This is a genomic window from Halobacteriovorax sp. GFR8 (genome assembly GCF_050955245.1).
Classification (GTDB): domain Bacteria; phylum Bdellovibrionota; class Bacteriovoracia; order Bacteriovoracales; family Bacteriovoracaceae; genus Halobacteriovorax_A.
Genome location: NZ_JBPBLR010000002.1, coordinates 1,747,609 through 1,761,323, shown reverse-complemented (window position 1 = coordinate 1,761,323; position 13,715 = coordinate 1,747,609). Strand labels below are relative to the sequence as shown.

General features: G+C 38.4%; 16 protein-coding genes. 7 read left to right on the top strand and 9 right to left on the bottom strand.

Translation table 11 applies throughout. The features are described 5' to 3' along the window. Together ACRXC1_RS08865 and ACRXC1_RS08860 are read right to left on the bottom strand one after the other, a co-directional pair. Positions 1 to 1,941 (bottom strand): fumarate reductase/succinate dehydrogenase flavoprotein subunit, encoded by a 1,941-nt coding sequence (locus tag ACRXC1_RS08865; protein WP_392911886.1) that lies wholly within the window; start codon positions 1,939 to 1,941, stop codon positions 1 to 3. After that, positions 1,941 to 2,612 carry a succinate dehydrogenase cytochrome b subunit gene (locus ACRXC1_RS08860; protein ID WP_392860362.1) on the bottom strand — a complete coding sequence of 224 codons (672 nt, stop codon included), beginning with the start codon at positions 2,610 to 2,612 and terminating at the stop codon, positions 1,941 to 1,943. Before ACRXC1_RS08860 ends, ACRXC1_RS08865 begins: the two co-directional genes overlap by 1 nt. Before the next feature lie 155 nt (positions 2,613 to 2,767). Here ACRXC1_RS08860 and ACRXC1_RS08855 point away from each other — a divergent pair, with 155 nt between their 5' ends. Further along, positions 2,768 to 3,622 (top strand): MBL fold metallo-hydrolase, encoded by an 855-nt coding sequence (locus ACRXC1_RS08855; RefSeq protein ID WP_433658134.1) that lies wholly within the window; start codon positions 2,768 to 2,770, stop codon positions 3,620 to 3,622. A gap of 76 nt (positions 3,623 to 3,698) precedes the next feature. Further along, entirely contained in the window at positions 3,699 to 5,033 is a 1,335-nt protein-coding gene (gene mgtE / locus ACRXC1_RS08850) for a magnesium transporter (protein WP_393061845.1), read from the top strand. A 29-nt stretch (positions 5,034 to 5,062) separates the two neighbouring features. On the opposite strand, the gene ACRXC1_RS08845 is transcribed toward mgtE, so the two are convergent. Further along, on the bottom strand, positions 5,063 to 5,941 hold the full coding sequence (locus ACRXC1_RS08845) for a hypothetical protein (RefSeq protein ID WP_433658132.1): 879 nt from the start codon (positions 5,939 to 5,941) through the stop codon (positions 5,063 to 5,065). 181 nt (positions 5,942 to 6,122) lie between these two features. On the opposite strand from ACRXC1_RS08845, the gene ACRXC1_RS08840 reads away from it, so the two are divergent. Next, complete coding sequence (locus ACRXC1_RS08840; protein ID WP_392957784.1) at positions 6,123 to 6,569, top strand: MerC domain-containing protein; 447 nt, start codon at positions 6,123 to 6,125, stop codon at positions 6,567 to 6,569. Here the strand turns inward: ACRXC1_RS08840 and ACRXC1_RS08835 are convergent. Both ACRXC1_RS08835 and ACRXC1_RS08830 read right to left on the bottom strand, forming a co-directional pair. After that, entirely contained in the window at positions 6,566 to 7,627 is a 1,062-nt protein-coding gene (locus ACRXC1_RS08835) for a tRNA-dihydrouridine synthase family protein (RefSeq protein WP_433658130.1), read from the bottom strand. The two genes, ACRXC1_RS08840 and ACRXC1_RS08835, sit on opposite strands and share 4 nt — an antisense overlap. Next, entirely contained in the window at positions 7,582 to 8,289 is a 708-nt protein-coding gene (locus tag ACRXC1_RS08830) for a TatD family hydrolase (protein ID WP_433658128.1), read from the bottom strand. Before ACRXC1_RS08830 ends, ACRXC1_RS08835 begins: the two co-directional genes overlap by 46 nt. Positions 8,290 to 8,429: 140 nt before the next feature. Between ACRXC1_RS08830 and rpsP the strand changes: the two genes are divergently transcribed. The 3 genes from rpsP (at position 8,430) to ACRXC1_RS08815 (ending at position 9,452) form a co-directional block, all read left to right on the top strand. Then, positions 8,430 to 8,678 carry a 30S ribosomal protein S16 gene (gene rpsP, locus ACRXC1_RS08825; protein ID WP_103217036.1) on the top strand — a complete coding sequence of 83 codons (249 nt, stop codon included), beginning with the start codon at positions 8,430 to 8,432 and terminating at the stop codon, positions 8,676 to 8,678. Between the two features lie 58 nt (positions 8,679 to 8,736). After that, on the top strand, positions 8,737 to 8,976 hold the full coding sequence (locus ACRXC1_RS08820) for a KH domain-containing protein (RefSeq protein WP_021267274.1): 240 nt from the start codon (positions 8,737 to 8,739) through the stop codon (positions 8,974 to 8,976). Positions 8,977 to 9,065: 89 nt separating this feature from the next. After that, a complete protein-coding gene (locus ACRXC1_RS08815) occupies positions 9,066 to 9,452 on the top strand; it encodes a response regulator (protein ID WP_392911872.1) in 387 nt (128 codons plus the stop codon). Positions 9,453 to 9,455: 3 nt separating this feature from the next. On the opposite strand, the gene ACRXC1_RS08810 is transcribed toward ACRXC1_RS08815, so the two are convergent. After that, entirely contained in the window at positions 9,456 to 9,662 is a 207-nt protein-coding gene (locus ACRXC1_RS08810) for a twin-arginine translocase TatA/TatE family subunit (protein ID WP_392911870.1), read from the bottom strand. 22 nt (positions 9,663 to 9,684) lie between these two features. Continuing rightward, entirely contained in the window at positions 9,685 to 10,248 is a 564-nt protein-coding gene (gene queF / locus ACRXC1_RS08805; RefSeq protein ID WP_433658124.1) for a preQ(1) synthase, read from the bottom strand. A gap of 70 nt (positions 10,249 to 10,318) precedes the next feature. Here queF and hemH point away from each other — a divergent pair, with 70 nt between their 5' ends. Then, complete coding sequence (gene hemH, locus ACRXC1_RS08800; RefSeq protein ID WP_433658122.1) at positions 10,319 to 12,745, top strand: ferrochelatase; 2,427 nt, start codon at positions 10,319 to 10,321, stop codon at positions 12,743 to 12,745. Positions 12,746 to 12,845: 100 nt separating this feature from the next. Here hemH and bfr read toward each other — a convergent pair whose 3' ends face one another. Together bfr and ACRXC1_RS08790 are read right to left on the bottom strand one after the other, a co-directional pair. Continuing rightward, positions 12,846 to 13,328 carry a bacterioferritin gene (bfr, locus tag ACRXC1_RS08795; protein WP_103217041.1) on the bottom strand — a complete coding sequence of 161 codons (483 nt, stop codon included), beginning with the start codon at positions 13,326 to 13,328 and terminating at the stop codon, positions 12,846 to 12,848. 67 nt (positions 13,329 to 13,395) lie between these two features. Continuing rightward, positions 13,396 to 13,620 carry a (2Fe-2S)-binding protein gene (locus ACRXC1_RS08790; RefSeq protein ID WP_433658120.1) on the bottom strand — a complete coding sequence of 75 codons (225 nt, stop codon included), beginning with the start codon at positions 13,618 to 13,620 and terminating at the stop codon, positions 13,396 to 13,398. Positions 13,621 to 13,715 lie beyond the last annotated feature (95 nt).

Here is a 13,715-nt window from a genome sequence, read left to right as displayed (position 1 = left end):
TTATTTGTAACTTCTTTGTGTTAGTGGAACGTTAGGGAAGTCTAATTCTTCCACGTTTCTAATTGGCTCACTAGCTTCACCAGTGTATTCCCATACAGCTGCGTGACAGAAGTCATTGTCATTTCTTAGGGCCTCGTTCTCATCAGTTTGAGACTCTTCTCTGAAGTGACCACCACATGATTCTGGTCTTTCAAGAGCGTCGCGTGCCATTAGCTCACCAAGCTCTAGGAAGTCTGCAAGACGGTTAGCTTTTTCAAGCTCGATATTGATCCCATCTGCTGTTCCTGTAACTTTAACGTCTTTCCAGAATACTTCACGAAGTTTCTTAATCTTTTCAATACCTTCTTTAAGAGTCTTCTCGTCTCTTGCCATACCAACATGGTTCCACATGATTTGACCAAGTTCTTTGTGAATTGACTCAACTGATCTTGTACCGTTGATTGAAAGTAGCTTAGAGAATCTTTCTTTAGATTCTGTTAGTGCCTTGTCAAATTCTGGGTGATCAGTTCCTACTTTATTACCCATAAGTTTTTCAGTTGCTAAGTAGTTAGGAACTGTAAATGGTGCAACAAAGTAACCATCCGCTAGACCTTGCATAAGTGCAGAAGCACCTAGACGGTTTGCACCGTGGTCTGAGAAGTTTGCTTCACCAAGAGCAAATAGTCCTGGAACAGTTGTTTGAAGGTTATAGTCAACCCATAGACCACCCATTGTATAGTGTACAGCTGGGTAAATTCTCATTGGAACTTTATATGGGTTTTCATCAGTAATTCTTTCGTACATATCAAAAAGGTTACCGTAGCGCTCTCTAATTGCGTCTTCACCATCACGTGCGATTGCTGTCGCGAAGTCTAGGTAAACTGCTTCTTCACCAGCACGTACTGACTTACCTTGATCAATTTGTTCTTTTGCGTTTCTAGAAGCAACGTCACGAGGAACAAGGTTACCAAATGAAGGATACTTTCTTTCTAGGTAGTAATCTCTTTCTTCTTCTGGAATATCATTTGGTGCTCTGTGGTCTCCAGCTACTTTTGGAACCCAAACACGTCCGTCGTTTCTTAGAGACTCAGACATTAGAGTAAGTTTCGACTGATTTTCACCGTGTCTTGGAATACAAGTTGGGTGAATTTGAGTGAAACATGGGTTAGCAAACATTGCACCTTTTTTGTAGGCCTTCCATGCTGCTGAACCATTTGAAGTCATTGCATTTGTTGATAGATAGTAAACGTTTCCGTATCCACCTGTACACATTAGAACTGCATCTGCTGCGTGCTTTTCAAATTCACCAGTGATTACATTTCTTGTGATGATACCACGTGCACGGCCATCAACCATAACTAGGTCAACCATCTCACGACGAGTTAGCATTTGAACTTTACCACGACCTACTTCTTTCATTAGAGAAGAGTAAGCACCTAGTAGAAGCTGTTGACCAGTTTGTCCACGAGCATAGAATGTACGTGATACTTGAGCACCACCAAATGAACGGTTAGAAAGAGTTCCACCGTATTCACGAGCAAAAGGAACACCTTGAGCCGCACATTGGTCGATAATATTATTTGAAACTTCAGCTAGACGATAAACGTTAGCTTCACGCGCTCTATAGTCTCCACCTTTTACAGTGTCGTAGAATAGACGCCAGATTGAGTCACCATCATTTGGGTAGTTCTTAGCAGCGTTAACACCACCTTGAGCTGCAATCGAGTGAGCACGTCTTGCAGAGTCTTGAAGACAGAAACACTTAACATTGTAACCTTGCTCTCCAAGAGTTGCTGCCGCAGATGCACCAGCAAGTCCAGAACCAACAACGATTACTTCAAACTTACGTCTGTTGGCAGGGTTAACAAGTTTCATGTTGAATTTATGTTGAGTCCATACCTTAGTGATATCGTCACCAGCAGGAACTTTTCCATCCATTTTTTTGATATTCATATTAGTCATTACATTCCTCCCTTAACGTGACACCAAATTGCGATTGTTGAGTATCCAACAGTTAAGACAACAGCGTATAGTTTTGAAAGAAACTTGATCGCTGGCATATACTTAGGGTGGTTAAATCCAATTGATTGGAATGCTGACCAGAACCCGTGAGATACGTGAATTCCAATAACAATCATGAAAACTACATACATTCCCACATTAAGAGGAGAAGCAAAGTACTCAATTACAGTCTTGTAAAGGTCACGAACTTCCATTCCATTTAATGTTGTCATATATACAGCACCATACTTAAAGTTAATTAAGTGCATGATGATGAAGAAAAGAATTAGCATACCAGTGTATGGCATTGTTGAAGATGCGAAAGTTGCTCCACGTCCTGTTGGTTGCTTCATGTAGTAATTAACCGGACGAGCTGCTTTATTTTCCATCGTAAGTTTCAGGGCCATAAAGAGGTGAGTTAAAAAGATTACAAGAAGACCAGCTTCTGCAACGTAGATTAGTGGGTTAGAAGTAAGCGTGTAAGCGTACTTGTTAAAAGCGTCTGCCCCAACCATTAGTAAAAAGTTACCAAGCATGTGTGATAGTAGAAAACCACACAGAAGTAGTCCCGTAACTCCCATTACTTGCTTTTTAGCAACGGAGTTAGTCAAATAAAAGCGTAATGCTGACATTGATACATTTCCTTTGTCTAATTTAATAAAAATTTTAAAATGTTATTTGATTGGATTATAATCCTTTAATCACCAAAACTTAAGTGAATTTTTAAGTGAATTTCATTTTGTGATGCGCGGTGCAAATATACCCTCAAGGATTAGGAGAATTTTAAATGTTGATCCACTCTTTTTTTGATAAAGACACTAATACTCTGACTTATATCATTTACTCTTTGGTTTCAAAGAGGGCCATTGTAGTCGATCCTGTTTTAAACTTCGACTACGCAAGTGGTTCTGTGTCAACAAAAGAAGTTTTACTGATCGATGAGTTCTTAAAAGAGAAAGATCTTGAGCTTTCATATATTTTTGAAACTCATGTTCACGCGGATCATCTTTCTGGTGCATCAAGCCTAAAGAAATATTACCCTAGTGCGAAGATTGTCATTCATGAAAATATCAAAAAGGTACAAAACGTCTTTAATGAAGCTTTCCGTTCTCAAGTGAAAGAGGACGGCTCTCAATTTGATTTATTAACTCGTGAAGGTGAGGTTTTTAAGGTAGCTGATGATCTTGAAGTCGAAATTATTGAGACACCAGGGCACACTCCTGCTTGTATGAGTCTTTATATAAATAAAGAGGCACTCTTTGTGGGTGATGCTATTTTTATGCCTGATATGGGAACTGGCCGTTGTGACTTTCCAAAAGGAAGTGCAGACGACCTTTATGAATCAATTCAAAAAATTTACTCTCTCGATGATAATTGTAGTATCTACGTCGGCCATGACTACGGCCCTGGTGGGCGTGAGATTATGTTTAAGACAACTGTCGGCAAGCAAAAACGCAATAATATACAATGTAAGGCAAGTACTACTAAAGATGAGTTCTTAGACTTTAGAACATCTCGTGATGCTGTTTTAAGTGCTCCTAGACTTTTGATTCCTAGTATTCAATACAATATGAATGGGGGAGAGTTCATTTTTAGTGAAGAAGATGGCGCGCCATTTTTTAAAGTTCCAATAAAATTGTGATGTGAAAATCTAACTAGCTAATTTTATTTAAGTTTGCACTTGGAATGTCGATTAGTATTTTGTGGGAGCAAATTAAATGACAAATGAAACTCATCCAGAAATTGAGAATACAATGCAATTTACCAAAATTGGTATTGCCTTAAAAGATTGGCCTTCTCTTTCTGAGTCCGAGCGTCTGTCGACTTTTAATAGTATGTCAGAAGAAGAGGCCCAAGACTTCTTTGACTCACTTGATTCGAATTATCAAGCCGATCTTTTTGAACAATTTGACCGGGATCTTAAAAGGCGTTGGGCAAATGATTTGGCCTATGATGACTTGGCCGATATTTTACAGCTTCTTGATCATGAACAAGTTGAAGAGACTCTATCTCTCTTAGCTAAACATGCCCGCGTTGAAGTTATGGCCCTAATGGCCTACGCCGAAGACGTTGCCGGTGGTCTGATGAACTCTAATTATATTCGTCTTCGCGCGAATATGATGGTGGAAGAGGCCATTCGTTATATCCGTACCCAAACACTTAGTAATGTTGAGACGATTTATTATACTTATGTGATTGATACAGCTCAAAAACTTGTTGGAGTGGTTTCTCTGCGTGAGCTTTTTGGTGCTCGTGATGGCCAAAAGATTTCTGAATTAATGACAACAGGTGATGACCTAATTGCTATCCCTGATAATATGGATCAGGAGGAGATTGGTCGAGTTTTCAGTCGTTTCGAACAAGTCGTTCTGCCGGTTGTTGATGAAGAATTCCGAATGAAAGGGATCATCACAATTGACGATATTATTAAAGCGGTCGAAGAAGAGACGACAGAAGATATGCAAAAGATTGCGGCCGTTGAATCTCTTGATGCTCCTTACCTTGAAGTTGGATTCTTTGAAATGACAAAGAAGCGCCTTGGTTGGCTAGTTATACTTTTTATCGGCCAAATGCTTACGGCCACGGCCATGACTCATTTTGAAGCGGCCATTGCTCATACTGTTGCGCTTGTTACTTTTATTCCTCTTATTATTTCATCTGGTGGAAACTCAGGTGCTCAAGCATCAACACTTGTTATTCGCGCCCTTGCCCTTGGTGAGGTTAAAAATAGTGACTCACTTCGTGTCTTTTTTAGAGAGCTTGGATCAGGTCTTTTTATGGGATTTATTCTTGGGATCTTTGGCTTTATGAGAATCTACTTCTGGCCACATGCAAATGAAGCCTATGGTGTAAACTTTGCAAAAATCTCTCTTATTGTTGGATGTAGCATTATTTGTATTGTCATGTGGGGGACACTTGTAGGCTCAATGCTGCCATTTCTACTTAAGAAGCTTCGCTTTGACCCTGCTACGGCCTCAACTCCCTTTGTCGCAACGATTTGTGATGTGACGGGAATCATTATCTATTTCTCAATAGCTCATGCTCTTTTATAAGAAAGGCCCTCAAACGAGGGCCTTGTTTTTTATTTTGATTTTTTCTTTGCAGTTTTCTTAGCCGTTTTCTTAGCCGTTTTCTTAGCTACTTTCTTTGCTGTCTTTTTAGCTACTTTTTTGGCTGCTTTCTTAGGTGCCGCTTTCTTTGCAGTCTTTTTAGCTACCTTCTTTGCAGTCTTTTTGGCCGTTTTTTTAGCTACTTTCTTTGCAGTCTTTTTGGCCGTTTTCTTAGCTACTTTCTTTGCAGTCTTTTTGGCCGTTTTCTTAGCTACTTTCTTTGCTGTCTTCTTTGCCGTTTTCTTAGCCACTTTCTTTGCAGTCTTCTTGGCCGTTTTCTTAGCTACTTTCTTAGCAGTCTTTTTGGCTACTTTCTTTTCTACTTTTTTAGCTACTTTCTTCGTCGCTTTCTTGACGACTTTCTTTGCTTCTTTTTTAGCGTCTTGGGCTTTCTTCGTTAGGTCATTTGCCACTTTCTTCGTTGTTCGCTTAACTTCCTCAACGGCTTCTTCAACATCATCTGAAACCTCTTTTGCGGCTTTTGCCATTCTGTTAATTGCCTTCTTTGTCGACTTCTTAACATTTTGATAAGTTTCAATATGCCCAATGGCCTCAAGCTCTTTTTCGATCAGCTTATCGTATTCTGCTAGAACTTTAATTGGGTCTTTTCCAAGACGATCTAGTTCTTGTTGGAGCTCTTCTAAGAATTTCTCAACTTTATGTTTCTGGACATTTACTTTGTCGTAGCGAAAGCGAAAGAGAGCATATAGCTCGTCGTATTTCTCACTACCTTCATCTTGGATTCTTTCTAACAGGTGTCTACACTTCTTCACAATCTCATCACTTGATGATGTTAGTGCATGCTTGGCCTGTTTGTTCTTCTTTTTTAAAAAATCGTCTAAACCACTCATTTTTTCCCCCTGTAGCAAGATTATCTTGATACACGTAAATAATATTACGTTACAAGTGTATCGTATTAGAAAGTATTTTCAACACTTTAATGATGGTAATTTTTTAATAATTACTTGCTTTGAGTCACAGAATTCTCTATATATACATATATCAATCAATTGGACGCTTATGGACAACAAAATGGAAGAAGTTAAAACAGCTAAATATGATGAATCAGCGGATCGCGCAGGACTGCTCGTTTCTGTCTTATGTTGCCTACATTGCATGGCAATTCCATTACTGATTATCTTTGTTCCGTCCCTTGCCACTTTTTTTGAAAATCCACTGATTCATAGTCTCGCTATTCTCATTATTGTTCCAGTTGGTCTTTATGCTTTTATCAAGAACCTAAAAGTTCACAATGATAAGAGACCACTTTTTATTGGTATTCTTGGGATGGCCGCTATTTTAGTTGGTCACTTTAATCAATACTTCTTGGCCGAACACGCTGGTCATATGCACATGCACAGTCACTCTCATGCAATTGGGACTGTTGAAGTTGTCGCTTCAATCATTGGTGGTCTAGCTCTTATAGCTGCGCACTTACTGAATATTAAGCTTTGCCGTTGTAACCACTGCGAACACTAGTAACGTAGATTCGTTCTTTTCGAAATTTTTAAGGAAGAGTTATTCATATAGAGATCAATAGCATCGCTATATTCTTGCGCGCTTTCTAGTCCAAAAACCTTCTTAGTAAAGCTATGGCCAAAGTTAAGCCATACATGCCCAACTTTCAAAAAGAAGCGAATGCGCTTTAGTGCGGCCTTTGGTTCATAATACTTGAAGCATGCATTGATATAGGCTTTCACAAATTCACCATAGTAGCGAGCATGAAGGTGAGGGTCTTCGCTTAGAAATTGTTTTTGGAATTCATCGAGCTCATATCCTTGATCTGCCGCAAATTGTGTTATTAGCCAAGGCTTCGCCGTTAAAGAGCGTCCTAGCATAACTGCTTGGCAACCTGTTTCATTTAACATTTGAGCAATGTCACCATGATCTTGAATATCTCCATTACCAATAATTGGAAGATCGATACTTTCCTGTAAGAATTTGATTTGCTCCCAATCTGCAACACCCTTTCTTTTTTGGGCCGCTAGTCTTGGGTGTAAGATGAGCCAGTCTGCTCCAGCTTCCTTAAGGGCACAACAAAAGTCCAAAAGAAAGTTCTTATCATTTTGATGACCGGCCCTAAGTTTCACTGAGACAGGAACCGTAGCATGTCTTTTAACCATCTCAACAACACTTGATGCATACTTTGTGTCGCCCATTAAAGAAACACCGTAATTATGCTTTAGGGCCTTCTTCACAGGGCAGCCCATATTGATATCAATAGCGTTGGCTCCCCAGGCCTCTAGCTTTGGGATCGCCTTTTCAATATATCTTTCTTCATTGCAGAGTATTTGTGGGTAGAGTCCATAGTCATTTTCGCTTTTTAACGTTTCTGGTGTCTCCCCAAGAATCTGCTCAGGTAGCCTTCTTGAGTTTAGCATTTCTGTGGCCCACAAGGTTTTTACATCCTTTGGGAAGTATGGCCTGAGGGCATCTCTAAGAGCAACATGTGAAAGGCCAACCATAGGAGCAAGAAGTGCTCTAAACTCGATTAAGTCGTTAAATTTTTGCCAAGAAGGCGTCTGAGGTTGTGCCAAATTTGTTCCTTTAGATCTGCTAAGTCGAGCTCTTGTCTTTTTGCGAATTCTCGATAGATATCTGAAATTTCAAGATCACGACGGTCATCAGTTTCAAAGAAGATATACTCTAAGTCCACTTTATTATTCAAGATGGTGCTGCTAATTTTTGCATTAGACGACTCGTAGAAGCGGGGACCAAGGCCAGTATACACTCTACGCTCATGACAGTCGTTCATATCTTTGATTGTTCCATTAAAATCATGAAGAACCCATGCTGTATGGCCCGGATAAGATTTATGAAGGCGAAATATCTCAGACAGACATCTTACATTATGAATTATAAGAGGCTTGTTTAGTTCATTGGCCAATTCAATATGCCACCTAAAGACTTTTTCTTGTGTCGCTAAATCACTATCGATAGCGCGATCAAGGCCGGCTTCTCCAACCATAAGACATGATTCCATACGACATAGCTTCTTAACTTCCTCAAAGCTATTGAGGGCCTCTTTAAGCCTCCATGGGTGAACTCCAGCGCTAAAGTATTGGCCTTCTTTAGGTAAGTCATTGATTTGCGGTGAATAGGAATAAATGCGCAAATCCTCAATAGGAGCTGTTTTGTTCGGCCCTGAATGGCCGTGAAGGTCGATAAATTTTGCACTTTCGCTTTCTTTGCTTGTCATATGGCATATATTTTAATACATTACGTTTCTAATTAAAAATTTGAAAAAAGATATTGCTTATCTTTTTAAAATCAATTATTTATTTAGGAATTATTTAATATATTTATTATAAGCGTTACAAATTGATGTAGGAGTACTTAATGTTAACAATTAGATTACAACGCGGTGGTAGAACTCACATGCCTATTTACACAATCGTTGCAGCTGACTCAAGAAATGCAAGAGACGGAAAATTCAGCGAGAAATTAGGTCAATATAACCCACAACTTAAAGAAAATAACCTTATCGATATCAAAGCTGAGAGAATCTCTGAGCTAATTGGTAAAGGTGCTACAATTTCTGATACTGTAAGAACACTTCTAAAGAAGAACAAAGTTACTCTTAACTAGTAATTTTTGTTTTTCATTTAAAAAAGCATAAACGGCATTTTTGTAGAAGGAGTTCATGATGAGTGAGTTAAAAGACTTAATCGATACAGTTAGTCGCGCATTAGTTGATATGCCAGAGCAAGTAGAAGTAAACGAGATTGTTGGAGAACAAACAACAGTTATCGAACTTAAGGTTGATAAAACTGACCTTGGTAAAGTTATTGGGAAGCAAGGGAAAACAGCTCGCGCACTAAGAACTATTCTTAATGCTGCTTCAACAAAGTTGAAAAAAAGATCTGTTTTAGAAATTATAGAATAATTTACTTGAATCAACAAATATTGTGTTTTAAAAAGACCTATCGAAAGATAGGTTTTTTTATTTTTGTTTAAACAAAAGAGAGCATATATATGATTGAATCAATGTCTATTTCACCAAATCCAGAAGTAAAACGTATTCTATTGGTAGATGACCAAATTGAAATTTTAGAGCTTTTACAAGATGCTTTACAGATGGAAGGCTACGAGGTCGATGCTTGTGCAAATGCAAGTGCTGCCTTAAGTGCTCTAGGTGAACATACGTATTCGCATGTTATCTCGGATTACCAAATGCCAGAAGTGAATGGGATGGAGCTTGCCTCGCAAGCAAAGGGAGTTCTAAAAGAGAAGATGCCTCCTTTTATTCTTGCAACTGGTGATTGTTCGATTAATTCTGATACGATTAAGGGTAAAGGTGTTAGTGGAATTCTACCAAAACCGTTTACCCTTAAGCAGGTAATAACTGTTCTACAAAATTAGAATCTAGCTATTCTTATTTACGTTCTTTGTTTGGTCTTCGATTTTGCTGGCAGTATTAGTATTGTCCTGCTGATCTTCTTCCTTAAGTCCATGCTTAAAGCCTGTAATGGCCTTTCCTAGAGACTTACCAAGTTCTGGAAGCTTCTTACCTCCAAATAGTAGAATAATGATAGCTAGGATAATTAAACTTTCTGTAATTCCAAGGCTCATATTTTCCTCATTTCAAGCTAAATTAATAAATTTTAGATAAGTCCATTGTATACTTACCTGGAGCATATTCGCTAAATCTTTTTGCACGAATATCCTTATAAATCTTCTTATTGTTGGAATTTGAGGCATATGGGTAGATACAAATCCCACCTCTAGGTGTGAATTCACCAATAACTTCAACGTATTTTGGCTTCATAAGCTTTGTTAAATCGTCACAAATTTTTTGCACACAATCTTCGTGGAAGTCACCGTGATTTCTAAAGCTGAATAGGTATAGCTTTAAAGACTTAGACTCAACCATCTTTTTATCTGCAATATAATTAATGTAGATACGAGCAAAGTCTGGCTGACCTGTTTTTGGGCATAAAGATGTGAACTCTGTGCACACAAATGTCGTCCAAGCATCACTTCCTGGATTCTTATTGTCAAAGGCCTCTAGAACCTCTGGAGCATATGTGTCAGGGTATTCTGTATTTGCTGAACCTAGTGCGAAGGCATCCAGCTCTTTTACATTTCTCCCTTTTGGAGATTGTTTAGCTTTTGATTTTGTTTTGGTTTGTTTAATAGATTTTTTCGATGCTGACATTTATCGACTCTCTTGAATTATTTTGATAGGTTATATTTACTTAATTTAACACTATCAAGGAACAATGGCAATGCGTCATGATCATTTAACATTTCCAGCTGGTAAAAAAGGTGGGCACAAGGTTACTAAAGTTGTTCTTGTTCAACTTGGATCTCCCGAGTCTCCGTCAACATCACATGTACGAAAATACTTAAAAGAATTCTTGGCAGACCCAAGAGTGGTCGATATTGATCCAAGAGTTTGGAAAATAATTTTAAATCTCTTTGTTCTCCCATTTAGGCCAAAGAGGTCAGCTGCATTATATAAAAGAATTTGGGAAGGAAGTGAGTTTCCATTAACGAGAATTACTCGTGAGTTTACTCATCGAGTGAATGAGTTAACTCCTGAGCATATTGAAGTCGAACATGCCTTCTTACTTTGTGGACCTAAGGTTGCTGACGTTTATGCAAAGTGGGAAAAAGAGCTTGATGAGAGAAAAGATCCAGCTCAAAAGTTAATTGTCATACCAATGTTTCCGCAATATTCGGAATCAACAATTGCCAGTGGAATTGATTTCTTTGGAAAACTTTTAGAGACGAAAGTTAGAATTCCAAACTTTGAAGTGATTACAAATTTTCACCGTCTCCATGCTTTTATTGATAACTCAATTGCAAAAATTAATGAGAAACTTGCCAATGAAAGCATTGATGAATTAGTGATCTCTTTTCATGGAATCCCAAAGAGGAGAGTTATCTATAAGAAAGACCCATACTATCAGCACTGCTTTGAAACTTTCGAGCTTATTAAGCAAGGTGTGGTTGGAATTGAGTCAGATAAAATTCACATGACTTACCAATCTCGCTTTGGAAGTGAAGAGTGGTTGACTCCATATACAGATGAATACACTGTGAATCTTGCAAAAGGTGGCGCAAAGAATATTGCCGTTTATTGCCCGGCCTTCGTTGCTGATTGCTTAGAAACTATTGATGAGATTGGAACTGAGCTACAAGAAGAAGTTGAAGAGTATGGTACTCACATTCATGCAATTGAATGCTTGAATGATGATGAAAATTGGGCCAAAGGCTTTGCTAATTACGTTGAAACACTTTGTGAAAACCCAAAAGATGTTGAAAAAATAGAGTATCAATTAGAAGAGGAAAAATACATGGATATGCCAAAGCAAACAATGGAATCGGAGCCATTAAGTGATAATGCTAAGAAGTCGCTTAAGATCGTCTTTTTAACTTTATTCTTAGACCTTGTGGGATTCTCGATTATCTTCCCGCTATTCCCAGCACTTGCTAAGTATTACTTAACTGTTGATGCTGATAATGTTTTCTTAAAAGCTATCTTTGGCTCTATCGATACACTAACTCAAGCTGGAGGAGCAAGTAACTTCTCGGCCATCGTACTCTTTGGTGGTGCGCTTGGAGCACTTTATTCACTATTACAATTTGTTGCCGCACCAATTTGGGGTACAATATCAGATCGTATCGGAAGAAAGCCTGTACTACTAGTTTCAGTCTTTGGTTTGTTTATCAGTTATGTTCTTTGGGCCGTTGCAGGTAATTTTACGATCCTAATTATTGCTCGCTTTATTGGCGGGATCATGGGTGGAAATATCTCGACAGCAACTGCTGTTGTGGCCGATGTGACAACTAATAAGAACCGCTCGAAAGGGATGGCCACTATTGGTATTGCCTTCGCGCTAGGATTCATCATTGGGCCTGCAATGGGTGGGATTTTATCTCTATTTGATCTAACTAAGATCTACCCTGTACTTGCTGATTACGGCGTGAATCCATTTTCGATGGCCGCAATTGTGGCAGGTGTTCTTTCATTATTTAACTTAATCAACTTATTTAATAAATTTGATGAAACACTACCAGAAGAAAAACGTGGAAAACATGAGAGTGAGCGAAGTGCAAATCCAATTACACTTTTTAAGCCACTTCCATATAAAGGTGTTAACCTAACAAACTTTGGTTACTTCTTATTTCTACTAGCATTTAGTGGGATGGAATTTACGCTAACTTTCCTTGCAGCTGAAAGATTAAGTTACTCATCAATGGATAACGCTTATATGTTTATCTTTATTGGACTTATCTTAGCACTTGTTCAAGGTGGATATGTTCGCCGTAAGGCCCATACAGTAGGTGAGAAGCGTATGGCACTTCAAGGTCTTGTGACAATTATTCCAGGCCTTGTTCTCATTGGCCTAGCTGAATCTTCTTGGCTCGTATATGCTGGTCTCTTTTTCTTAGCTGTTGGATCATCTCTAGTAATCCCATGCTTAACTTCACTTGTTTCGATGTATTCACCGGCACAAAGTCAGGGGCATGTTATTGGTGTCTTTAGATCCCTTGGAGCATTAGCAAGAGTTATTGGGCCAATCGTGGCATCTCTTGTCTATTGGCGCTATAGTTCAGCAGCACCATATTATCTGGGAAGTATCTTTTTGATCATTCCAATTCTTATGATTGCTAGACTTCCAAAACCAATCGAAGAAAAAGCGTAGTCTGCTCCGGCTCCTGCCTCCCGCAGACATACCGTACATCCTGTACATAAAAAAAAGCCTCGCTAAGCGAGGCTTTTTTGTCTTTTATTTAAACTAGGGACTAGTGTCCAGTTTTCATTTCAATTTGTGATTGCATGTAATTTTCAATTCCAACCTTCTCAATAAGTGATAGTTGAGTTTCAAGCCAATCAACGTGCTCTTCTTCTGAGTCAAGGATCTTAGATAAAAGATCACGAGAAACATAATCTTGCTTCTTTTCACAAAGCTCAATTGCTTCTTTTAGCAAAGGTACAGTTTCAGCTTCTGTTTCAAGGTCTGCTTCGATGATCTCTTTCACGTTTTGACCAATTCTAATTCTTTCAAGCTTTTGAAGGTTAGGTAGTCCTTCTAAGAATAGAATTCTCTTAATTACTTCATCAGCGTATTTCATCTCATCGATACTTGCTTTGTATTCAAGGTGGCCAATCTTATCGAGTCCCCAGTCCTCAAGCATTCTTGCATGAAGAAAGTATTGATTAATGGCCGTTAATTCTTTTGTAAGAACATTATTTAATGCTTTGATTACGTCTTGATCACCTTTCATGATTAATCCCTTTCAATAATTTACTATGGATTAATGCTATAGAAGATTGGGATGTGTTTCAAGGATTTTATTTTTTGACTGTAGTTAAGTTATTCTTAACTTCACTGGCCAGCTCTTTCTGATTAGCTTTAAGGTTTTTCTTCGCAAGGCCTGCAGAAACTTGTTCTAATAAGCAAACACCACATGAGTTACCGATACCAAGGCTATTGATAACCTCTTTCTCTGTCTGTCCCTGCTTGATTGCATTATCGAGCATATCTTGTGTAATGGCGTTACATATACAAATATACATTAACTTGTCTCCTCATTTGATCTTATCGTCAAAAGTTTTAATAATCAAACAAAAAATTGACACGTGATAAATATATTTGGTTTCTGAAATGTGAT